Source organism: Streptomyces sp. L2, assembly GCF_004124325.1.
Lineage (GTDB): Bacteria > Actinomycetota > Actinomycetes > Streptomycetales > Streptomycetaceae > Streptomyces.
This window is the reverse complement of the sequence record NZ_QBDT01000001.1, coordinates 3862398-3884573: the sequence shown is the minus strand read 5'-3', so window position 1 is coordinate 3884573 and position 22176 is coordinate 3862398. Positions and strand designations below refer to the sequence as shown.

Genomic DNA, 22176 nt, shown 5'->3' with positions numbered 1-22176 from the left:
GCGAACAGGTGCGCGGCAAACCTCACCAGCCCCACTGTCATCAAGTACATCAGGGGCATCGGCACCCGAAGGCGTACGTATCAGGGGGCGCGCCCTACATATATCTATGCGCCGGTAGCTTGCGCCGTGGCGCGCATCCCTCGTGAAGGTGAGTTGAGACCTCTTCGAGACATCAGACGGTCGACAGGCACCCACGCCTCGACAAGTCAGGTCCTAGCGCCACGTCCAGCAACTGCCTTGGTTTCTAATGTAGTTGACCCACCTCGACCATGCAGAAACGTGCCTGTCAACGTGTGCATATGCGTCCGCACTACCCCACCGCATGAGCCCTACTATCGGCTCGCCATGACAGCAGCAGGGAAGCACCAGGTGAGCCGCGCGGAAACCTCACGTCGAGGCAGTCGGCCGGGCCGGGCGGGCATCAGAGACGTCGCCGCCGCCGCCGGAGTGTCCATCACGACCGTCTCCGACGCCCTCAACGGCAAGGGCCGGCTCCCGGACGCCACCCGGCGCCATGTCCGCGAGGTCGCCGACCGGCTGGGCTACCGGCCCTCGGCCGCCGCACGCACCCTCCGTACCGGCAAGTCGGGACTGATCGGCCTGACCGTGACGACGTACGGGGATGAACCTTTCACCTTCACGGAGTTCGCGTACTTCGCCGAGATGGCGCGCGCCGCCACCTCCGCCGCGCTCGCCCGCGGATACGCGCTGGTCATCCTGCCCGCGACCTCCCGTCACGACGTCTGGTCCAACGTCGCCCTCGACGGCACGGTCGTCATCGACCCCTCCGACCAGGACCCGGTGGTCAGCGAGCTGGTCCGGCAGGGCCTGCCCGTCGTCTCCGACGGCCGTCCGGCGGGTGCCCTGCCCGTCACCGCCTGGGTCGACAACGACCACGAGGCCGCCGTACTCGGCATCCTCGACCACCTCGCCGACGCCGGCGCCCGCCGCATCGGCCTCCTCACGGGCACCACGACCGACACCTACACCCACCTGTCCACCACCGCCTACCTGCGCTGGTGCGAACGCGTCGGCCAGGACCCGGTGTACGAGTCCTACCCGGCGCACGACCCCTGCGCGGGCGCCGTCGCCGCCGACCGCCTGCTGGCCCGCCCCGACCGGCCCGACGCGGTCTACGGCCTGTTCGACCCCAACGGCACCGACCTGCTCGCCGCCGCCCGCCGCTACGGGCTGCGGGTACCCGAGGACCTGCTGCTGGTGTGCTGCAGCGAGTCGACGGTGTACGCCAACACCGAGCCGCCCATCACCACGCTCTCCCTGAAACCGCGCCGCATCGGCACGGCGGTGGTCCAGCTCCTCATCGACGCCATCGAGGGCGTGGAGTCGGACCACCCGGTCGAGCAGGTGATACCGACCGAGATGATCGTGCGTACCTCGTCCCAGCGACGCCCGCCCCGTACGACGGTCAGCCCGCCGAGGGCACCGGAGGGCCGCTAGCGGCTTCCGGCCGGATCCGGCCGGATCCGGTCAGCGGGAGCCCGGCCGCCGGTATCCGGTCGAACCCCGGCCCAAACGGGGCGAAAGCCGCGGTGAACTGGAGTCTTGCTCCGATTCACCACCCCTGGGTCATCACACGGAGCGACGCTCATTCCTATGATGGGCCCACGACACCGCGGGCCGCTGCGACCAGGCAGTCCGAAGCGGTGCAGCTGCGGCGCGATGGTGGAGGGGTCTGATGACTCAGGGGGCCGGTCTGGGACCCGAGGCGGAACGGACGGCGACGTTGCGCGACTTCCGGGTGCCCGCGTACGTCCACGAGACCGGTCCCTACGCCTCCACGCCCCCCGGCGACACCGCCCCGCCCGTCGACGATAGCTATCCCGAGGGCTACACGCCGACCCGGCGCGACCTGCCCGTCATCAACCGAGGTGACACCATGCAGGTCCCCGTCGACCCCGCCCCCGCCGCCGTGTCCGCCCCCGAGCCCGAGAACGGCCCCGGCCCGCTGTTCGTCGTCGGCGACGTCCACGGCTACCTCGACGAACTGATGGCCGCCCTGCGGGAGAAGGGGCTGATCGACGCGGCGGGCCAGTGGTCCGCGGGCACCGCCCGGCTGTGGTTCCTCGGCGACTTCACCGACCGCGGCCCCGACGGCATCGGCGTCATCGACCTGGTGATGCGGCTGTCCGCCGAAGCGGCCGCCGCCGGCGGCTACTGCAAGGCCCTCATGGGCAACCACGAGCTGCTCCTCCTCGGCGCCAAGCGGTTCGGCGACACCCCCGTCAACTCCGGCGCGGGCACCGCCACCTTCCAGGCGGCCTGGCTGCTCAACGGCGGCCAGAAGACCGACATGGACCGCCTGCAGGACCACCATCTGCAGTGGATGGCCCGCCTGGACGCGGTCGAGGAGGTCGACGGCCATCTGCTGCTCCACTCCGACACCACCGCCTACCTCGACTACGGCGACTCGATCGAGGCCGTCAACGACACCGTCCGGGAGACCCTCACCCGCAACGACGCGGACGAGTGCTGGGACCTGTTCCGCAAGTTCACCAAGCGGTTCGCCTTCCGCGACGAGGGCACCGACGCCGTGCGCTCACTCCTCGACACCTACGGCGGCACGCGCGTCGTGCACGGTCACAGCCCCATTCCCTACCTGCTCGGCGAGGTCGGCTCCGAAGACGGCGAGGACAGCACCGGGCCCGTCGTCGAGGGTCCGCACGTCTACGCCGAGGGACTCGCCATCGCCATGGACGGCGGAGTGACCATGGCCGGAAAGCTACTGGTCCAGCAACTTCCCCTGGATATCTGAGCGTTCCCGGGGAAGGCGTACCCGCGGCCGGGTCGTCGCAGGTCGGCACCCAATTCCGGCAACCCCCTGTCACCGTGTGCCGTCACGGCTCTACCATCGCCTTATCCGTAGCAGGCTCCCCTCCGTTTCTGCCCGACGGCTCGCCGGCGTGCGAGCCCCAAGCCCTACGGAGCATCGGGGGATGCACATGAACAGCGTTCCGCAGCACCTGCTGAACGAGGACCGCCAGGAGTTCGAGCGGATCCTCGATGAGGCGCTGCGCTCCGCACCGAACCGCCCGGAACTGGCCGCTGTCGGACAGCGGCTCAACCCCGAACAACTGCGCACCATGGCGCTCAACGCCACCGCCCTGATCACCGCGGCCGCGGCGTCCGAGTACCAGCACTACGTGAAGGTCCGTGAGGAACTGCGCCATCCGGCGCCACCCATCCCCGCCGCAACCCGGGATTCCGGTTCCGATTCCGCTTCCGCGGAACCGGCCGAGGGCGGCATGGGACTCGCCACCGCTCTCGGCGGGGACGCCGAGACCGCCGGCGCGGGCGCCGTCGCGGTGATAGCCGTGCTGGCACCCGTCCTCTCCGGCACCGCCGCCGCGATCTTCCTGCTCGTCGGCTACATCGTGAAGATGCTCGACCCGGGCCAGGCCTTCGCGCAGACCATGCTCACCGCCGGCTGGGTGTTCGGCGCCGTGACCGCGGCCGCGGTGCTCGTCGCCGCCGTCGGTCTGCTGCTCACCGCGCTGCGCAACAACACCTCCGCGGAACCCGGCCCCGACGGCGACGCCGGCCAGGAAGTCACCTCGGCCAGAGCGGCCTGGCGGGAGGCGGTCCTGGAACGCGGCATCCTCCCGTTCCTCCGGGACGCGCTCGCCGAACCCGGCACCGCCGCCCTGCACCGCACCACGCCCTCGTCCCCGACCGGCCGCATGCCCCGCCTCGGCTACGACCGCCCGGGCTTCAGCAGCCCCGACGACGGCACCGCCCCCGGCCCCCGCCCGAGCTTCAGCAGCCCCGACTACACCAGCCCGGACTTCGGCGGCCCCGAACACCAGCCCGACTAGCCCCCGGTGTGCGCCCCCACCGGGGGCGCACACCGCAGGCCCCACCGCACGCCTACTCGGCGATCGGCAGATACACCCGGTTCCCCGAGGCGGCGAACTCCTTCGACTTCTGAGCCATGCCCGCCTCGATCTCGCCCCGGCTGCCTCCGTGCTCCCGCCGGATGTCCTGCGAGATCTTCATCGAGCAGAACTTCGGCCCGCACATCGAGCAGAAGTGGGCCGTCTTGGCGGGTTCCGCCGGGAGGGTCTCGTCGTGGAACTCCCGGGCCGTGTCCGGGTCGAGGGCCAGGTTGAACTGGTCCTCCCAGCGGAACTCGAAGCGGGCGTCGGACAGGGCGTCGTCCCACTCCTGGGCGCCCGGGTGGCCCTTGGCGAGGTCGGCCGCGTGGGCGGCGATCTTGTAGGTGATGACGCCGGTCTTGACGTCGTCCCGGTTGGGCAGGCCCAGGTGCTCCTTCGGCGTGACGTAGCACAGCATCGCCGTACCCCACCAGGCGATCATCGCCGCGCCGATGCCCGAGGTGATGTGGTCGTACGCCGGGGCGATGTCCGTCGTCAGCGGGCCGAGCGTATAGAACGGAGCTTCATCGCAGATCTCCTGCTGAAGGTCGATGTTCTCCTTGATCTTGTGCATCGGGACGTGCCCGGGGCCCTCGATCATGGTCTGTACGTTGAAACGCTTGGCGATCGTGTTGAGTTCCCCGAGCGTGCGCAACTCCGCGAACTGCGCTTCGTCGTTGGCGTCCGCGATCGATCCCGGGCGCAGTCCGTCACCCAGCGAGTAGGTGACGTCGTAGGCGGCGAGGATCTCGCAGAGCTCCTCGAAGTTCTCGTAGAGGAACGATTCCTTGTGGTGGGCCAGGCACCACGCGGCCATGATCGAGCCGCCGCGGGAGACGATGCCGGTCTTGCGGTTCGCCGTCAGCGGCACGTACGGCAGGCGCACGCCCGCGTGGACCGTCATGTAGTCCACGCCCTGCTCGGCCTGCTCGATGACCGTGTCCTTGTAGATCTCCCAGGTCAGCTCCTCGGCGCGACCGTCGACCTTCTCCAGCGCCTGGTAGAGCGGCACGGTACCGATCGGCACGGGGGAGTTGCGCAGCACCCATTCACGGGTGGTGTGGATGTTACGCCCGGTGGAGAGGTCCATGACGGTGTCGGCGCCCCAGCGGGTCGCCCAGGTCATCTTCTCCACCTCCTCCTCGATGGACGAGGTGACGGCGGAGTTGCCGATGTTGGCGTTGACCTTCACCAGGAACCGCTTGCCGATGATCATCGGCTCGATCTCCGGGTGGTTGACGTTGGCCGGCAGCACGGCCCGGCCCGCCGCGATCTCCTCCCGGACCACCTCGGGAGCGACGTTCTCCCGGATGGCCACGTACTCCATCTCGGGCGTGATCTCACCGCGGCGCGCATACGCGAGCTGGGTGACCGCCGTGCCGTTCCGGCCCCGCCGGGGCTGCCGCGGGCGTCCGGGGAAGACGGCGTCGAGGTTGCGCAGACCGCCGCGCGGCGCGGTGTGCTTGATCCCGTCGTCCTCGGGGCGGACGGGACGGCCGGCGTACTCCTCGGTGTCGCCGCGCCCGATGATCCAGTTCTCCCGCAGCGGCGGCAGGCCCCTGCGGACATCGGTGTCGAGGAGAGGATCGGTGTACGGGCCGGACGTGTCGTACAGCGTGACCGACTGCCCGTTCGTGAGGTGCACCTGGCGGACCGGCACGCGCAGGTCGGGGCGTGAACCCTCGACGTACGCCTTGTGCCAGCCGATGGACTTCCCGGCCTCCTGGGACTTCTCGTCCTGAGCGGAGGCAGGCGTGCGTGCGTCCTTGTTGGTCATGAGACCTACTCCCTACGCCGGCATTACCCGGTAACAGGTTCGGCGGTCGACGCAGCGGCTTCCGTCGGTCGGTGTTTCCCGTGAAACGTCGGTCGTTCCACGTGAAACATCGCCTGTACGGAGGTCAGCGCCCTCTCAGCCCGGTGCTCCGAGCTCCCGCGTGTGCAAAGGTGCCCCCACGCTAGCGTCATTTCGGGCGCGGTGAACAGGGGGCCCCCAGCGTTCTTGCGATGATCGGTCGGTGACGACGATGGAGCAGTCCCCGCCACCGCCCCCGGAACCGCCTCGCGGCGGCCACGCGGCGCAGCACGACGGACACGGCCACGCGCACGGTCACAGCCACAGCCACAGCCACGGCCCCGCTGCTCCCGTCTCGGCACATCTGCGCAGGGTCATCGCGGCGATCCTGATCCCGTTCACCGCGGCGGTCGTGGTCGGCCTGGTGGTGCTCTGGCCGGGCGGCGCCCCGCCGCACGAGCGCACCGGCGTCGGCTTCGACCGCCAGACGCAGCAGGCCACGGTCGCCAAAGTGGCCGAGGTCAGCTGTGCGTCGGTGAACGCCTCCGGCGGCGGCACGCCGACCGGTGACAACCCCGCCACCGGTGGCGACTCGGCGTCTCAGCACGCGAAGGGAACCTGCAAGAAGGCGACGGTCCGCGTCGACAGCGGCAAGGACAAAGGCCGCACGTTCACCGAGATCGTGCAGCCGGACCAGCCACGCCAACTGCACCAGGGCCAGAAGGTCGTCGTCGCCTACGAGCCCTCGGCACCGAAGGACCTGCAGTACTCGGTCACGGACGTCGACCGCAAGTTCCCCATGACGCTGCTGGCCGGGGTCTTCGCCCTGGCCGTCGTGGTGGTGGGCCGGATGCGGGGCGTCATGGCGCTGGTCGCGCTGGCCGTGAGCTTCCTCGTGCTGACCCTGTTCATCCTGCCCGCGATCCTGCAGGGCTCGAACCCCCTGCTCGTGGCGGTCATCGGGTCGAGCGCCATCATGCTGATCGCCCTCTACATGTGCCACGGCTTGTCGGCGCGTACGTCGGTCGCGGTGCTCGGCACCCTGGTCTCCCTCACGCTGATCGGTGTGCTCGGCTCCCTCTTCATCGGCTGGGCCGCGCTCACCGGCAACACGGACGACAACACGGGCCTCATCCACGGCCTGTACCCGTCGATCGACATGAGCGGCCTGCTGCTGGCCGGCGTCATCATCGGCTCGCTCGGCGTCCTGGACGACGTGACGGTGACCCAGACCTCGGCCGTCTGGGAGTTGCACGAGGCCAATCCCTCGCTGGGCCGGCGCGGTCTGTACCGGGCGGCCATCCGCATCGGGCGCGACCACATCGCGTCGGTGGTCAACACCCTCGTCCTCGCCTACGCCGGTGCCGCGCTGCCCTTGCTGCTGCTGTTCTCGATCGCGCAGAGCAGCGTGGGCACCGTGGCGAACAGCGAGTTGGTGGCCGAGGAGATCGTGCGCACCCTGGTGGGCTCGATCGGTCTGGTCGCCTCGGTGCCGGTGACCACCGCGCTCGCCGCCTTGGTTGTGGCGGCCGACCGGCCCGGCGAGGCCGGGGCGCCGGTGGGCCGGCAACGCACCCCGGCGCGCGGCGGAAGGGGACGGCGCCGGAAGCGGTGAGGCGGGGCCGGAAGACGTGAGGCGGAGCCGGGCGCCGGCCCCGCCACGGCCTCTGCAGAAGCGTTCCTGCATGCCGTCGTCCCAGGCCGTCGCACAGCGCCCCCGGTGCCGTAACGCTTCAGCCGGCGCTCTGTTCCTCGGCCAGGATGCGGTCCAGGGCCTCGTCGAGATGGGCGTCGAAGTCGGCGAGTGCGCCTTCCTGTCCGAGAGGCACCAGCTTGTCCGTACGGTCGAGGAAGGCCACGAGCGGCGGTGCCGAGGACCGGAACAGGGCCTGGTCGCTGCCGACCTGAAGCCGGATCAGCACCTCGCCGAGCAGTTCGGAATCGGCGGGAGCGATGTGCACATCCCCCTCCCCGCACGGCCGGCCGACCCCGTCGATCAGCAGTTCCCGCCCGAAGGCCCAGGTCACCGGGGCGTCCCCGGGCAAGTGAAAAGTGAGCCGTACGGCATAGGGATCACTGGACTCGTAGCGCAACTCCACCGGAATACGGAAGGAGAGCTCCTCGGACACGAGAAAGCTCATCATGACCTCTGCCTGTACGGACTCACGCATGCGCACCCCGTCTAATGACGCCGACTGGCCGGGATTGATCCCTTTGACAATGGTCAAATCTTGCTGAACGTACACAACAGATTACAAGGAGTGAGTTTTCAGATACTGATAGAGAGCGTGAGCGATCCGAGATGCCGCCCGATCTCCGCCTGCAGCCGGCGCGCCGCGGGCAGCAGCCGGTCGGACTGGTGAGCGGGGAGTGAGAGAGCCATCGTGGTCGCCTCGGTGCCGACCGAGATCGGGATGGCGGCGCACACCGTGCCCAGCGCGTACTCCTGCCGCTCCACGACCGGCTCCATCCGCCGCATCCGCTCCAGTTTTCGGAGGACGGTGTGGTTGTCGCGCACGGTGTACGGCGTGATCGACTGCACGGGGTAGCGGGCCAGATGGTCGCGGCGGGACTCCTCGTCCAGCTGGGAGAGCAGACACTGCCCGATGGCGTGCGCGTGGCCCGTCTCCCGGAAGTCCGCCCACTCCTGCACCGCCGGTGCCCCCGGTGAGTCGGAGACGCAGAGCACCTCGATCTCGCCGGCCCGGTAGCGCGCGTAGTACACGGGCACACCGATCGAATCGCGCCAATGTGCCAGGGTGTCGGCCACCGCGCTGCGACGTTTCTGCTGGGCTCCACTGCTGCTCAGCCGCTCGGCGGCCTCGCCGAGGAAGAACAGGCCCTTCTCGCGCCGCAGATAGCCCTCGTGGACCAGGGTGCGCAGCAGGTGGTAGGTCGTGGGCAGGGCGAGACCGGTCTCGCGGGCGAGTTGCTTGGCGGGGGCGCCGTGCTCATGTGCGGCGACGGTCTCCAGCAGCCGCATCGCGCGCTGGACGGATCCGATGAGGGTCGCGGAGTGCGGCTGCCCGGGAATGGACGCGCCGGACGGCGGCCGCTGCACGGGGGGCCTGCGGTCACGCGGCTCGGCAGGGTGCGTGAGGGGGCCCGCCGGTGCGGTGTCAACCATGGCCAAGGGTCACTCCGGAGCGCGAGGGGGGCAGCCCGTGCGGAGGAGACACGGGTGGGTGTACGCCGCCCACGGGGGTCGGTCCCGCGTGGAGTTCCGGACTCTAATCGCCTGCCGCCGCTCGTCGGCGGCCTCCGGCGGAAACTTCCCTCCCCCGAGGGAACCGGCGTTTCCTGTTACCGGCCGCCGGCTCCCGGTGCACTCACCAGTCGCTGCGTGACGAGGAGTTGCCCATGAACTTCCGCACCACGTAGATCAGTCCGCCGACCAGCGCGACGAAGAGCAGCGCCTTGAAGAGCAGGCCGATCACAAAGACCACTACCGTCGCTATCAGGCTGCTGAACACGACCAGGGCGATGACCGGCACCGCGACCCACTTCACCCACCACGGCAGTCCCGCGAAGATCTCTCGCATCGCCCTCGTCCTTTGCGTCTCGTGCGTTGTCGATGTTCCGCTCTCGATGCTAGGGCGGCCGCAGGGCTCACGGAGGCCGCGCATCCCTTGTCCTCCCCTGAACCGCCCCCTAGGGAACCCCGAGACGCGGGCTCAGGCCTCTGGGGGAGAGAACACGACCAGAACCCTCAGGTCCTCGCTGATGTGGTGGAACTTGTGGACGGCGCCGGCCGGCACGTACACGACGCTGCCCCGGGCCACCTGGGTGGTCTCCTGGCCGACCGTGATCGACGCCCGGCCGCTGACGACGAAGTAGACCTCGTCCTGCCGGTGCGGCCGCTGCGGATCGGACTCGCCCGCGTCGAGGGCGTAGAGGCCGACCGACATGTTCCGCTCCCGCAGGAACTGAAGATAGGCCCCCTCGTTGGCGGCGCGCTCCGCCTCCAGGTCGTCCAGCCGGAATGCCTTCATCGCCCTTGTCGCCCTCGCCTCTGCTCACGGTCGTCCTGGTCTGCCACGATCAGACACATGAAGAATTTCGTAGTCAAGACGATCGCGAACGCGGGCGCCCTGGCGGTCGCCGTGTGGCTGCTCGACAAGATCACCCTGACGGGGGGCAGCACGGCCCGGAAGGCCGGCACGCTGATCGTCGTCGCGCTGATCTTCGGCCTGGTGAACTTCCTGGTCAAGCCGGTAGTGAAGGTGCTCACTTTCCCGCTGTTCATCCTGACCCTGGGCCTGATCACGCTGGTCGTGAACGCGTGCATGCTGCTGCTCACCTCCTGGGTGAGCGGCAAGCTCGACCTGAGTTTCCACGTGGAGGGGTTCTGGACGGCGGTCGTCGGCGGCCTGATCGTCGCGATCGTGTCCTGGGCACTGCACGTCGTCCTGCCCGACGAGGACTGAACCCGCCATGACCTTCCGCGTCTGTTTCGTCTGCACCGGCAACATCTGCCGCTCCCCGATGGCCGAGTCCGTCTTCCGCGCGCGCGTGGCGGAGGCCGGGCTGGAAGGCTTGGTCGAGGTCGACAGCGCGGGCACCGGCGACTGGCACGAGGGGGAGGGCGCCGACCCACGGACCGTGGCGGTGCTGGACGAGCACGGCTACGGCAGCGATCACGTCGCACGCCGGTTCGAGCCGTCCTGGTTCGGCCGTCTCGACCTGGTGATCGCCCTCGACACCGGCCACCTCAAGGCCCTGCGTCGCCTCGCCACCACCGAGGAGGACGCCCGAAAGGTACGTCTGCTGCGCTCCTACGACCCCGCCGCCGGCGCCGACCTGGACGTCCCGGACCCCTACTACGGGGCCCGGGACGGCTTCGCGGAGTGCCTTGAGATGGTGGAGGGGGCGAGCGAGGGTCTGCTGGCCGCCGTACGAGAACGACTGGAGGGACGGGCCGCATGAGCGACGCCACCAAGGATGAGAGCGGCACCGGCGACGGCACACGCGCGGTACGGGCCGGGCTGCCGGAGGCCGTCAAGCACGAACCCACGCTGCCCGGACCGGTGTTCGCCGCGCACTTCCACCTGCCCGGGGAGGTGACGGGCCCCTACGCCTACGGCCGCGACGACAATCCGACCTGGACCCTGCTGGAGCGCGCCATCGGCGAGCTGGAGGCACCCGGGCGGGACGACGTCGAGACGCTGGTGTTCGCGTCCGGCATGGCCGCGATCTCGTCGGTGCTGTTCTCCCAGCTGCACTCCGGCGACACGGTCGTCCTGCCCTCCGACGGCTACCAGGTGCTGCCGCTCGTCCGCGAGCAGCTGGAGGCGTACAGCATCGAGGTGCGCACCGCGCCGACCGGCGGGGACGCCCAGCTGGAGGTCCTCGACGGAGCGCGGCTGCTGTGGATCGAGTCCCCGTCGAACCCCGGGCTCGACGTGTGTGACATCCGCCGGCTGGTGGAGGCGGCCCACGCGCGGGGCGCCCTCGTGGCCGTCGACAACACCCTGGCCAGTCCGCTCGGACAGCGCCCCCTGGAGCTGGGCGCCGACTTCTCCGTGGCCAGCGGCACCAAGCAGCTCACCGGACACGGGGACGTCCTCCTCGGCTACGTCGCCGGCCGCGACGCCGGGGCCATGACCGCCGTACGGCGCTGGCGCAAGATCGTCGGCGCGATCTCCGGGCCCATGGAGGCCTGGCTGGCGCACCGCTCCATCGCCACCCTGCAGTTGCGCGTCGACCGGCAGAACGCCACCGCTCTCGCGGTCGCCGAGGCGTTGCGCACCCGGCCGGAGGTGTCCGGACTGCGCTATCCCGGACTGCCCGACGACCCCTCCCACAAGATCGCCTCACAGCAGATGCGCCGCTTCGGCTGCGTCGTCTCCTTCACGCTTCCCACGCGCGCGCGTGCCGAGCGGTTCCTCCAGGCGCTGCGCCTGGTGGAGGACGCGACGAGCTTCGGCGGGGTCCGCTCCACGGCCGAACGGCGCGGGCGCTGGGGCGGCGACGCGGTCGCGGAGGGCTTCATCCGCATGTCCGTCGGGGCCGAGGACCCCGAGGACCTGGTGGCGGACGTCCTGCGGGCCCTGGACGAGTCCGCGGGCTGATCGGGCAGTGAGAGCGGTCCGAGCCTCCCCCCTCGTGGCTCGGACCGCCGTGCGGTCCCGCGCGCGAAGGACCGCGCGAACAAGGCTAATTGACTCTCCGTCAGTGTCCAATCACGGTAACGACAGAGACCTATCGACTTATTTATAGTTGATGCCTGCCTGGGGGCCGGAGGAGGGCAGGGAGAGGGGTCGTCCTGCCATGGATCTGGCATTGCTGCGCACCTTCGTCACCGTGCACCGGGCCGGCTCCTTCACCCGCGCGGCCGCGCTGCTCGGGCTGTCCCAGCCGGCCGTCACCTCCCAGATCCGCACCCTGGAACGCCAGCTGGGACGGCCCCTGTTCCTCCGGCAGGCCCGCGGTGTGACGCCGACGACCATCGGTGACGAACTCGCCCACAAGGCCGCGCCCCATCTCGACGCCCTGGTGGAGATAGCCGGTACCGGGCTGGACGAAGACTCCTCTCCACGGACGCTGCACCTCGCCGGTCCCCCCGAGTTCACCGCGGAACGGGCCCTGCCCGCGCTGACGGAACTGCCGGGCGACGACGGCGGGGTCCTTGCCCTGCGCGCCTCCTTCGGCACGGCGGAGGAAGCCCTGGACGGCCTCGCCGCCGGCCGACACGACCTGGCCATCAGCACCACCCGGCCGCGCGGCGCCCTGCTCACCGCGACCCCGCTCTGCGACGAGGAGCATGTCCTGGTCGCCTCCCCTCGCTGGACCGACCGCATCGGAACACCGCAGGCGCAGCGCACGGAGGCGGCCGCGCTGGAGAGACTGCCGGTGGTCGAGGTCCACGAGTCATTGCCCTTCGTCACGCGGTACTGGGCCTCCGTCTTCGACGCGCACCCGACCGCCTCGGGCACGGTCATCGTGCCGGATCTGCGCGCCGTGCTCACCTGCGTCGTCGCCGGCGCCGGCCTCGCCGTGCTGCCCCGCTACCTCTGCGCCCACGCCCTCCGCCGGGGCGAGATCACCAGGCTGCACAGCCCGGCTGTGCCGCCGCTGCGCACGTACTTCCTGACCGTGCGCACCGGGACCCTCGCCCTGCCCCACGTCGCGCGGGCGCACGAGTGGCTTCTCCGGGCAGCCTCCCACTGGGGCTGAGCCCCTCGGCCCGCCGCTCAAGGGCTGTCGCTCACGGCCCGCGGCGCAGCGACTCGCGATGTTTCACGTGGAACAAGCTGGGCCACATTTCTCCCATGACCGTCCGACCCGTGGTCAAGCGCACCGCCCGTGCCGTCCTCCTGGACGGTGACGATCTGGTCCTGATCAAACGCACCAAGCCCGGCGTCGATCCCTACTGGGTCACCCCCGGTGGCGGGGTCGAACGCGAGGACCCGACCGTCGTCGATGCCCTGCACCGCGAGGTCTACGAAGAGCTGGGGGCCAAGATCTCCGACGTGGTGCCCTGCTTCGTGGACACCGTGGAGCACATTGGCGAGGACGGTGGCGCGACGGGTGTGAAGGTCCAGCACTTCTTCGTCTGCCGGCTGGAGTCCATGGACCCTGCCCTCCGACACGGCCCCGAGGTGGACGAGCCGGCCGGGGAGTACGAGATCGTCCGCATCCCGTTCACCCGGGTCGGCATCGCCTCGGTCCATCTCGTCCCGCTGTCCTTGCGGCACTACCTGGACGGCAACATCGAGGGTGTGCGCGCCATGCACGCACCCGACCTAGGGAAGTAGGCATCCGGGCCCGGACCGAGCCGACGGTCGGCCACCGGTCCACGGGCACGCACCTGAACCGGGATCTCGTCCGCCCCCGATGTTTCACGTGAAACCGCCCACCGCCCAGGTCGCGCGCAAGTCCACGGCGTGGCCAAAAGCACGTGTGTCCGCATCGAAACCGGTGGACGGCGGGGGTGCTGGTCGGACAGCCTGACCTGCGTGCCGACTCCTTCCCTCGCCGCTCTGCCCATCCGTCCCCTGACGCCACGCGATCTGTCCGCCTGTGCCGACTTGTCCGAAGACCGGGGGTGGCCACGCGAGGAACGGAAGTGGGGGTTCCTGCTCACCGCCGGCCAGGGCTACGGCATCGACGATCCTCAGGGTGGTCTCGTCGCCGCGTGCGTCATCACCGAGTACGGCTCACCAGGGCATCCGGAACTCGGCGCCGTCGGCATGGTCCTGGTCGCCGAACGGCACGCCCGGCAGGGCGTCGGACGCCGATTGCTGCGTCATGTCGTCTCGGGCATGGGGGCGACTCCGCTGACCCTGCACGCCACGGCGAACGGCCGCCCCCTCTACGAGGAACTGGGCTTCAAGGTCACGGGCCGGGCGGAGATGGTGAGAGGCCGCTTCGTCCCGGGTCGAGCGGAGTCCCGGGTGGCGACGCGGGCCGCGAACGCCGAGGACCTTCCGGCGATCCTCCGCCTCGACGAGGAGGTGTTCGGCACCGATCGCACGCCTCTGATCACGCGCCTGCCCGCCTTCGCGGACCAGTTGCGCGTCGCCGAGGAAGACGGCCGGCTCATCGGCTACACGGCCGCCTGGCCCAACATGGACACCCATGTCGTCGGGCCGCTGATCGCCCGCGACACCGAGACCGCCCGGGCCCTGATCGCCGCGCTCGCCGCCCACACCGACCGGCCGCTGCGCACCGACATCGACGTACGGCACGAGGAACTGCTGGCGTGGGCGAAGGAGCACGGGCTGGCGTCGGTCGCCTTCAACGACGTCATGACCTACGGCATCACGGAGTTGCCGGGTGACTGGACGCGCCGGTTCGCTCCCCTGACGGTGGCCGCGGGCTGAGCGGTCACCGGCGCGGTGCGGCGTTCCAGACCGGCCGACAGCGCGGCGAGGAGCAGGGCGGAACCGGCGAGTGCGGCGCCGACCCAGTTGGGGGCGGTGTAGCCGAAGCCGGCCGCGATCACCATGCCGCCGAGCCAGGCTGAGAGGGCGTTGCCCAGGTTGAAGGCGCCGATGTTGACCGCCGACGCGAGGGTCGGAGCGCCGTGCGCCTGGTCGAGGACACGCTTCTGCAGCGGCGGCACGGTCGCGAAGCCCAGGGCGCCGATCAGGGTGATGGTCACAGCGGCCGCGACCTTGTCGTGCGCGGTGAACGTGAAAAGGGCGAGGACGACGGCCAGGGCGCCCAGGGAGACGTAGAGCATCGGCATCAGGGCACGGTCGGCGAACCGGCCGCCGACGAGGTTGCCGCCGACCATGCCGAGGCCGAACAGGACGAGCAGCCAGGTGACGGAACCGTCGGCGAAGCCGGTGATACGGGTCATCATCGGCGCGATGTAGGTGACGGCCGCGAAGACGCCGCCGAAGCCCAGCACAGTCATCGCCATGGCGAGCAGCACCTGGACGTTCTTGAGGGCGGCCACTTCGTGACGCAGGGACACTCCCGCCGGCCGGGGCATCTCGGGCACCAACCGGGCGATGCCGGCCAGGCCGATGACACCGAGCGCCGCGACGACGGCGAACGTGACCCGCCAGCCGAGGTGCTGGCCGACCAGTGTGCCCAGCGGCACGCCGATCACGTTGGCGACGGTCAGACCGGTGAACATCATCGCGATGGCGCCGGCCTTCTTGTGGGGTGCGACCACGTCCGCCGCGACGACGGAGCCGATACCGAAGAAGGCTCCGTGGGCCAGGGAGGCGATCACCCGCCCGGCCAGCATGACCACGAAGGTCGGAGCGACGGCGGAGAGCAGGTTGCCGGCGATGAACAGGCCCATCAGCAGCATGAGCATGCGTTTGCGCGAGACCTTGGTGCCGAGCACGGTCATCAGCGGGGCCCCGATGAGCACCCCCAGGGCGTATCCGGTCACGAGCAGGCCCGCCGTGGGGATCGAGACCCCGAAGTCACCGGCGACCTCGGGCAGCAGACCCATGATCACGAACTCGGTCGTACCGATGCCGAAGGCCCCGATCGCGAGAGCCAGAAGCGCGAGCGGCATAGGGAAAGGCACCTTCCAAACGGTTGCAGGAACACATTGAACGCGTACACAATAATTGCACACGCGGACTACTTGCAACCGCAGGCTATTGCGGGAGTGCCCTACCCTGTTCTCAGCAGCTCAAGGACGGAGGGGAAGACCAATGACGGCGACGGATCCCGCGCTCACCGCTCTCGCTCAGGGCTGGTGTGCCCTCTCCGCCCTGCACGGGAGGATCGAGACGCACATCGAGCGCGCCCTGCAGACGCGGCACGACCTGAGCGTGCGTGAGTACTCGCTGCTCGACGTGCTCAGCCGGCAGCACGCCGGCGAGGGCGGGCATCTCCAGATGAAGCAGGTCGCCGACGCGGTCGTCCTCAGCCAGAGCGCCACCACGCGGCTGGTCACCCGGCTGGAGGACCGTGACCTGCTGGAGCGCTATCTCTGCCCCACCGACCGGCGCGGCATCTACACCGACGTCACCGACGCGGGACGGCGGCTGCTGGAGACGGCGCGGCCCACCCATGACGCCGCCCTGCGCGAGGCGCTGGACGAGGCCGCCGTGAACCCCGAACTGGCGCCCCTGGTCCGTGCCGTGGAGTCGCTGAAGACGCCCGCGTAGGGTGCGGGCATGGGAGATCTTGAAATACGGCGGGCGACCGCGGACGACCTCCCGGCGATCGTCGCCCTGCTCGCCGACGATCCGCTGGGCGCCCAGCGTGAGTCACCCGAGGACCTGAGCCCCTACAGGGCGGCGCTGGAACGCCTGAACGCGGACGCGAACCAGCATCTCGTCGTAGCCGTCCGGGAGGGACGCGTCGTCGGGACCCTGCAGCTCACGATCATCCCGGGGCTCTCCCGCAAGGGGGCGACCCGCGCGCTCGTCGAGGCCGTCCGGGTGCACGCCGACGAACGCGGCACCGGACTGGGCACCCGGCTCGTCGAGTGGGCCATCGACACCTCCCGCGACCTCCGCTGCAGCATGGTGCAGCTGACGTCCGACAAGACCCGCACCGACGCCCACCGCTTCTACGAGCGGCTCGGCTTCACCGCCTCCCACGAGGGCTTCAAGCTACGACTCTGAGACGCCGGACGACCGTACGCGACCGGGGGGCCTGTTTCACGTGAAACAGGCCCCCCGGCGACGAAGAAGCCGAACCGGGTCAACCGATGCCCCGCCACCCCTCGGGATCCACTCCACCCGGCACGGGAGCCTCCGTGTCGTACGGCTCCCGGGTGAAGATGAACGACCCCAGGTCGAGATGGCTCAGGGACCCGTCAGAGCGCCGCACCGGCCGCAACGGCTCCCCGGCGTAGTACCCCTCCAGACCCGTCAAGGTGCCGTCCGGGTTCGCCCGGAAGCGGGCGCGCCTGCCGGGACCGGACAACGGCCCCAGGCTGAGGAGCCTGTCGGCCGTCACGCGCAGCGCGAAAGCGTTCGTCCCCCAGTACCAGGGCCCGGCCAGTTCCAGGACCTCCGGTTCCACGTCACGCAGCGGGCGCCAGGGATCCGGGATGCGTGGTTCCGCCTCGGCGACGATGCGGACGAGGTCGGCACCCACCGCACCGACCAGCGGGCCGCTGGTGCAGTTGGTCAGCACCACCGCGGCCACGTCGTCCTCCACGCTAATGACGAGGTTCGCCAGAAAACCAGGCAACGAACCGGAGTGCCCGACGAGAAGCCTGCCGTCGCGGTGCTGGATCTGCATACCGAGCCCATAGGTGACCCCATCCGCCACCTCCGCGGCGGCCGCGGGCGCGGAAGGCGTCCGCATCTCACGCACCGATTCCGCGCTCAGCACCCGCTCGTCTCCTTCGGCCAGGAACGCGGCGAAGCGGGCGAGGTCGCCGCTGGTGGACCACAGCTGGCCGGCAGGCGTCATCCGGCCCAGGTCCTCCAGCGGCTCCGGCAGCAGCGCGTCCGCCCACGGGTGCACCGCCCAGCCGCCCGCGTGCGGCGCCAGCGGCTGGGCGCTCGTACGGCGCAGGCCCAGCGGGTCAAGCACCTCCCGGCGCAGCACGTCCTCCCAGGGAGCACCGCGCAGTTCCTCCACCAGCGCGCCGAGCAGGGTGTAGCCGGGGTTGGAGTAGTGGTGCGTCCGTCCGACGGGGTGCAGGAAGGGCTGCTCGCCCAGCACATCGCTCAGCTCGGGCCGCAGCGAGCCGGGCGTCCGCTCCCACCAGGGCCCGGGCGACTCGGCCGCCAGTCCCGCGGTGTGCGCCAGCAGTTCGGCGATCGTCGCCTCGCCCGCGCCCGTGCCCGGCAGGTGCTTCTCCAGGGCGTCACCGAGATCGAGCAGCCCCTCGTCGCGCAGGCGGAGCACCAGCACCGCGGTGAACGTCTTGGTGATCGACCCGATCCGGTACTGCACGTTCTCGTCCGGGCCGTGCCCGTCCACTGAGCTACGCGCCCCGTGCCACACCGTCCGGCCGCCCCGGACCACCGCCGCGACCAGCGACGGCGCCCTGCCCTCCGCCTGCGCCACGGCGATCCGGTGCACCAGGGCCCGCCGGGTCGAAGGGAGCAGCTCTTCCTCAGATGTCGTCATGCTCCCAGTGCATCCCGTGCCTGGGCCCGCGTCGAGTTCATTTCGGCGGTGTGATCAGGTCTGGGCCATGTCGACGAAACGCGAGTAGTGGCCCTGGAACGCCACGGTGATCGTGGCCGTGGGGCCGTTTCGGTGCTTGGCGACGATCAGGTCGGCCTCGCCCGCGCGCGGGGACTCCTTCTCGTACGCGTCCTCACGGTGCAGCAGGATGACCATGTCGGCGTCCTGCTCGATGGAGCCGGACTCACGCAGGTCGGAGACCATCGGCTTCTTGTCGGTGCGCTGCTCGGGGCCACGGTTGAGCTGGGACAGCGCGATGACCGGGATCTCCAGCTCCTTGGCGAGCAGTTTGAGGTTACGGGACATGTCCGAGACCTCCTGCTGACGGCTCTCGGCACGCTTGGAGCCACCGGACTGCATCAGCTGCAGGTAGTCGATGACCACCAGCTTGAGGTCGTTGCGCTGCTTCAGGCGCCGGCACTTGGCGCGGATCTCCATCATCGACAGGTTTGGGGAGTCGTCGATGTAGAGCGGGGCGGCCGAGACGTCCGGCATGCGGCGCGCGAGCCGGGTCCAGTCCTCGTCGGTCATCGTGCCGGACCGCATGTGGTGCAGGGCCACCCGGGCCTCGGCGGACAGCAGACGCATCGCGATCTCGTTGCGGCCCATTTCCAGGGAGAAGATGACGCTCGGCAGGTTGTTCTTGATGGAGGCGGCCCGTGCGAAGTCCAGCGCGAGCGTGGACTTGCCCATGGCGGGACGGGCCGCGATGACGATCATCTGGCCCGGGTGCAGCCCGTTCGTCAGGGAGTCGAAGTCGGTGAACCCGGTGGGCACACCGGTCATCTCGCCACTGCGCGAGCCGATCGCCTCGATCTCGTCGAGGGCGCCCTCCATGATGTCGCCGAGGGGCAGGTAGTCCTCGCTGGTGCGCTGTTCGGTGACCGCGTAGATCTCCGCCTGGGCGCTGTTGACGATCTCGTCGACGTCCCCGTCGGCGGCGTATCCCATCTGGGTGATGCGGGTGCCCGCCTCGACCAGCCGGCGCAGTACGGCCCGCTCGTGCACGATCTCCGCGTAGTACTCGGCGTTCGCCGCCGTCGGCACGGTCTGCACCAGGCTGTGCAGGTACGCGGCACCGCCCACCTTGTTGATCTCACCGCGTTTGGTGAGTTCGGCGGCGATGGTGATGGGGTCGGCCGGCTCGCCCTTGGCGTAGATGTCGAGGATGGCCTGGTAGATCGTCTCGTGGGCGGGCTTGTAGAAGTCGTGGCCCTTGAGCACTTCCACGACGTCGGCGATGGCGTCCTTGGAGAGCAGCATGCCGCCCAGAACGGACTGCTCGGCGTCGAGGTCCTGCGGGGGCACCCGCTCGAAGGCTGTACTGCCGCCGCCGTCCCAGGAGCCGTTGTCCCGGCCCCGGTCGTGCTGTTCGTCACGACCCCGGCCACCGTCACCGCGCCGACGGGAGGCCGGCAGACGATCGCTGGGCCCGCTGTCGGCCCACGGATCGTCCAAGGGCTCGGAAATGCTCACCGAGACACCTCCTCCCGTCCGCAGGGCGGACCTCGCCGTGCCCTCTGTTGTACGGCACGACACTGACAAATGAGAGGCCCAACTCCCGTAGTGGCGCGTCGGAATTGTGGCGGTTCCCGGACCGCGGGCGGGGAGTGGGCGCCGCACAACGGTAGGCCCCTCGGCACCGTCAGCCAATCTGGTTATCCACAGGCCATGTGGACGACGGCCCAGATGCTGTGGAGAACTTGCCGAAACCTGTGCACGACCCGGTGGACAGCGCTGTGAACAAGCCCTCCCTTTGATCAGGAGATGCCGCCTGACCTGCACTGTTGCCGTCCACGGCCTGTGCAGAAGAAAAACTTCCCCAGTCGGACCAAGATCACGTCGAACGGTGCGCGAATGGACACGGGCGGAGCGTCGAGGTAAGGGTCACTATACAATTGCATCTGTTACCTGTGGACGATTAGATTGGTGCTCATGACACCGGCTCCCGCGATACCCGAGGCCACCCGACGGCGGCACGACCGCGAGATCGTCGCGCTGGCCGTTCCGGCCTTCGGCGCACTCGTCGCGGAGCCTCTCTTCGTGATGGCGGACAGCGCGATCGTCGGCCATCTGGGAACCGCGCAACTCGCCGGTCTCGGCATCGCCTCCGCGCTGCTCACCACCGCCGTGAGCGTGTTCGTCTTCCTCGCCTACGCCACCACGGCCGCCGTCGCCCGACGCGTCGGCGCGGGTGATCTCCAGGCGGCCATCCGCCAGGGCATGGACGGCATCTGGCTGGCGCTGCTCCTCGGTGTCGCCGTGATCGCCGCCGTACTTCCGCTGGCGCCCGCCATCGTCGACCTCTTCGGCGCCTCGGCCACGGCGGCCCCCTACGCCACGACCTACCTCCGTATCTCCGCTCTCGGCATCCCGGCGATGCTGATCGTCCTCGCCTCGACCGGCGTACTGCGCGGGCTGCAGAACACGCGGACTCCGCTCTACGTCGCCGTCGCGGGCTTCATCGCCAACGCCGTGCTCAACGCGGGGCTCGTCTACGGTGCGGGGCTGGGCATCGCTGGTTCCGCCTGGGGCACCGTCATCGCCCAGTGCGGCATGGCGGCGGTCTATCTGACCGTGGTCGTCCGGGGAGCCCGTCGGCACGGCGCGTCCCTGCGGCCGGACGCCGCCGGGATACGCGCCTCGGCGCAGGCCGGCGTGCCCTTGCTGGTCCGCACCCTGTCGCTGCGCGCGATCCTGATGATCGCCACGGCGGTGGCGGCCCGGCTCGGCGACGCCGACGTCGCCGCCCACCAGATCATCCTGTCGCTTTGGAGCCTGCTGGCCTTCGCGCTGGACGCCATCGCCATCGCAGGACAGGCCATCATCGGCCGCTACCTGGGAGCGGACGACCCCCAGGGTGCCCGCGAGGCGTGCCGCCGCATGGTCCAGTGGGGCATCGCGACCGGCGTCGTACTCGGCCTCCTCGTCGTGGCCGCCCGGCCGCTCTTCCTTCCGCTGTTCACCAGTGACTCGGTGGTCAAGGACGCGGCGCTGCCGGCCCTGCTCATGGTGGCGTTGTCGCAGCCCGTCTGCGGGATCGTCTTCGTCCTGGACGGCGTGCTGATGGGTGCCGGTGACGGCCCGTACCTGGCGGGCGCGATGGTCGTCACCCTGGTGGTCTTCGCGCCGGTGGCGCTGCTCGTCCCGACGCTGGGCGGGGGTCTCACGGCGCTGTGGGCGGCCATGACGCTGATGATGGCGGTACGCATGCTGACGTTGTGGCTGCGCACGAGGTCGGGGCGCTGGATCGTCACGGGTGCGACCCGCTGATCCGTTTCACGTGAAACCGCGCGTGCCGCCATGTTTCACGTGAAACCGCAGGTGCCGCCCTGTTTCACGTGAAACGTGATCACTCGCCGGCCTCCGGCCCACCGAGTCCCCTGCCTCCGCCCGGCCATGGGAAAGGGGCCGCACCTCAAAGGTGCGGCCCCTTCACCGGCTCGGACGAGCTCAGCGATCACTCGGCGATCAGGCCGAGACGACCTCGATGTTGACCTTCGCGGCAACCTCGGGGTGCAGACGCACGGACGTCTCGTGGGCGCCCAGGGTCTTGATCGGGGAACCCAGCTCGATGCGGCGCTTGTCGACCTCGGGACCACCGGAAGCCTTGATCGCGGAAGCGATGTCGGCCGGGGTGACGGAACCGAAGAGACGGCCGGCGTCGCCGGAGCGGACGGCCAGACGGACCTTCACGCCTTCCAGCTGGGCCTTGACCTGGTTGGCCTGCTCGATGGTCTGGATCTCGTGGATCTTGCGAGCGCGGCGGATCTGCTCGACGTCCTTCTCGCCACCCTTGGTCCAGCGGATAGCGAACTTCCGCGGGATGAGGTAGTTGCGAGCGTAACCGTCCTTGACGTCGACGACGTCGCCCGCGGCACCGAGGCCGGACACCTCGTGGGTGAGGATGATCTTCAT

At 70.0% G+C, this 22176-nt stretch carries 22 protein-coding genes and 1 riboswitch; of the genes, 13 read left to right on the top strand and 9 right to left on the bottom strand.

All coding sequences use genetic code 11. The features are described 5' to 3' along the window. The first annotated feature begins 345 nt into the window (after window positions 1-345). The 3 genes from DBP14_RS17125 to DBP14_RS17115 all read left to right on the top strand — a co-directional run bounded on the left by DBP14_RS17125 (window position 346) and on the right by DBP14_RS17115 (window position 3833). Entirely contained in the window at window positions 346-1458 is a 1113-nt protein-coding gene (locus DBP14_RS17125; protein ID WP_129308069.1) for a LacI family DNA-binding transcriptional regulator, read from the top strand. Between the two features lie 238 nt (window positions 1459-1696). Then, the gene (locus DBP14_RS17120; RefSeq protein WP_129308068.1) at window positions 1697-2773 is read left to right on the top strand and encodes a metallophosphoesterase; all 1077 of its coding nucleotides are present in this window, start codon (window positions 1697-1699) and stop codon (window positions 2771-2773) included. Window positions 2774-2954: 181 nt separating this feature from the next. Continuing rightward, entirely contained in the window at window positions 2955-3833 is an 879-nt protein-coding gene (locus DBP14_RS17115) for a hypothetical protein (protein WP_129308067.1), read from the top strand. Between the two features lie 52 nt (window positions 3834-3885). Here DBP14_RS17115 and thiC read toward each other — a convergent pair whose 3' ends face one another. After that, window positions 3886-5670 (bottom strand): phosphomethylpyrimidine synthase ThiC, encoded by a 1785-nt coding sequence (gene thiC, locus DBP14_RS17110; protein ID WP_129308066.1) that lies wholly within the window; start codon window positions 5668-5670, stop codon window positions 3886-3888. Continuing rightward, a riboswitch (TPP riboswitch) is annotated at window positions 5663-5840 on the bottom strand. Its footprint overlaps the gene before it by 8 nt. An 80-nt stretch (window positions 5841-5920) precedes the next feature. Between thiC and DBP14_RS17105 the strand changes: the two genes are divergently transcribed. Further along, complete coding sequence (locus DBP14_RS17105; RefSeq protein ID WP_129311913.1) at window positions 5921-7303, top strand: YibE/F family protein; 1383 nt, start codon at window positions 5921-5923, stop codon at window positions 7301-7303. 118 nt (window positions 7304-7421) lie between these two features. Here the strand turns inward: DBP14_RS17105 and DBP14_RS17100 are convergent, their stop codons facing one another. The 4 genes from DBP14_RS17100 to DBP14_RS17085 all read right to left on the bottom strand — a co-directional run bounded on the left by DBP14_RS17100 (window position 7422) and on the right by DBP14_RS17085 (window position 9680). Further along, window positions 7422-7859, bottom strand: a complete 438-nt coding sequence (locus DBP14_RS17100) for an SsgA family sporulation/cell division regulator (RefSeq protein ID WP_129308065.1) — start codon at window positions 7857-7859, stop codon at window positions 7422-7424. Window positions 7860-7957: 98 nt separating this feature from the next. Beyond that, a complete protein-coding gene (locus DBP14_RS17095) occupies window positions 7958-8815 on the bottom strand; it encodes an IclR family transcriptional regulator C-terminal domain-containing protein (RefSeq protein WP_129308064.1) in 858 nt (285 codons plus the stop codon). Between the two features lie 202 nt (window positions 8816-9017). Beyond that, window positions 9018-9230 (bottom strand): DUF5326 family protein, encoded by a 213-nt coding sequence (locus DBP14_RS17090; RefSeq protein WP_129308063.1) that lies wholly within the window; start codon window positions 9228-9230, stop codon window positions 9018-9020. Window positions 9231-9362: 132 nt separating this feature from the next. Next, complete coding sequence (locus DBP14_RS17085) at window positions 9363-9680, bottom strand: cupin domain-containing protein (protein ID WP_129308062.1); 318 nt, start codon at window positions 9678-9680, stop codon at window positions 9363-9365. A 57-nt stretch (window positions 9681-9737) separates the two neighbouring features. Between DBP14_RS17085 and DBP14_RS17080 the strand changes: the two genes are divergently transcribed. From DBP14_RS17080 to DBP14_RS17055, 6 genes are all read left to right on the top strand, one after another. Beyond that, window positions 9738-10115 (top strand): phage holin family protein, encoded by a 378-nt coding sequence (locus DBP14_RS17080; protein ID WP_129308061.1) that lies wholly within the window; start codon window positions 9738-9740, stop codon window positions 10113-10115. A 7-nt stretch (window positions 10116-10122) separates the two neighbouring features. Continuing rightward, window positions 10123-10614, top strand: coding sequence for a low molecular weight protein-tyrosine-phosphatase (locus DBP14_RS17075; protein WP_129308060.1), 492 nt, complete (start codon window positions 10123-10125; stop codon window positions 10612-10614). After that, entirely contained in the window at window positions 10611-11759 is a 1149-nt protein-coding gene (locus DBP14_RS17070; protein ID WP_129308059.1) for a cystathionine gamma-lyase, read from the top strand. Before DBP14_RS17075 ends, DBP14_RS17070 begins: the two co-directional genes overlap by 4 nt. A 199-nt stretch (window positions 11760-11958) precedes the next feature. Then, window positions 11959-12864: a LysR family transcriptional regulator gene (locus DBP14_RS17065; protein WP_129308058.1), complete on the top strand. Its 906-nt coding sequence runs from the start codon at window positions 11959-11961 to the stop codon at window positions 12862-12864. Between the two features lie 95 nt (window positions 12865-12959). Further along, window positions 12960-13445 carry an NUDIX hydrolase gene (locus DBP14_RS17060; protein ID WP_129308057.1) on the top strand — a complete coding sequence of 162 codons (486 nt, stop codon included), beginning with the start codon at window positions 12960-12962 and terminating at the stop codon, window positions 13443-13445. Window positions 13446-13646: 201 nt separating this feature from the next. Next, a complete protein-coding gene (locus DBP14_RS17055; RefSeq protein ID WP_129308056.1) occupies window positions 13647-14513 on the top strand; it encodes a GNAT family N-acetyltransferase in 867 nt (288 codons plus the stop codon). Here the strand turns inward: DBP14_RS17055 and DBP14_RS17050 are convergent. Continuing rightward, the gene (locus DBP14_RS17050; protein ID WP_129308055.1) at window positions 14444-15670 is read right to left on the bottom strand and encodes an MFS transporter; all 1227 of its coding nucleotides are present in this window, start codon (window positions 15668-15670) and stop codon (window positions 14444-14446) included. The genes DBP14_RS17055 and DBP14_RS17050 overlap by 70 nt on opposite strands. 142 nt (window positions 15671-15812) lie before the next feature. Between DBP14_RS17050 and DBP14_RS17045 the strand changes: the two genes are divergently transcribed. After that, on the top strand, window positions 15813-16271 hold the full coding sequence (locus tag DBP14_RS17045; RefSeq protein ID WP_129308054.1) for a MarR family transcriptional regulator: 459 nt from the start codon (window positions 15813-15815) through the stop codon (window positions 16269-16271). Between the two features lie 9 nt (window positions 16272-16280). Then, window positions 16281-16733, top strand: a complete 453-nt coding sequence (locus tag DBP14_RS17040) for a GNAT family N-acetyltransferase (protein WP_129308053.1) — start codon at window positions 16281-16283, stop codon at window positions 16731-16733. Window positions 16734-16812: 79 nt separating this feature from the next. Here the strand turns inward: DBP14_RS17040 and DBP14_RS17035 are convergent, their stop codons facing one another. Beyond that, complete coding sequence (locus DBP14_RS17035) at window positions 16813-18198, bottom strand: serine hydrolase domain-containing protein (protein ID WP_129308052.1); 1386 nt, start codon at window positions 18196-18198, stop codon at window positions 16813-16815. A gap of 54 nt (window positions 18199-18252) precedes the next feature. Then, complete coding sequence (gene dnaB / locus DBP14_RS17030; RefSeq protein WP_129308051.1) at window positions 18253-19734, bottom strand: replicative DNA helicase; 1482 nt, start codon at window positions 19732-19734, stop codon at window positions 18253-18255. A gap of 459 nt (window positions 19735-20193) precedes the next feature. Between dnaB and DBP14_RS17025 the strand changes: the two genes are divergently transcribed. Beyond that, window positions 20194-21531 (top strand): MATE family efflux transporter, encoded by a 1338-nt coding sequence (locus DBP14_RS17025; RefSeq protein WP_129308050.1) that lies wholly within the window; start codon window positions 20194-20196, stop codon window positions 21529-21531. A 198-nt stretch (window positions 21532-21729) separates the two neighbouring features. Here the strand turns inward: DBP14_RS17025 and rplI are convergent, their stop codons facing one another. Next, entirely contained in the window at window positions 21730-22176 is a 447-nt protein-coding gene (rplI, locus tag DBP14_RS17020) for a 50S ribosomal protein L9 (protein ID WP_129308049.1), read from the bottom strand.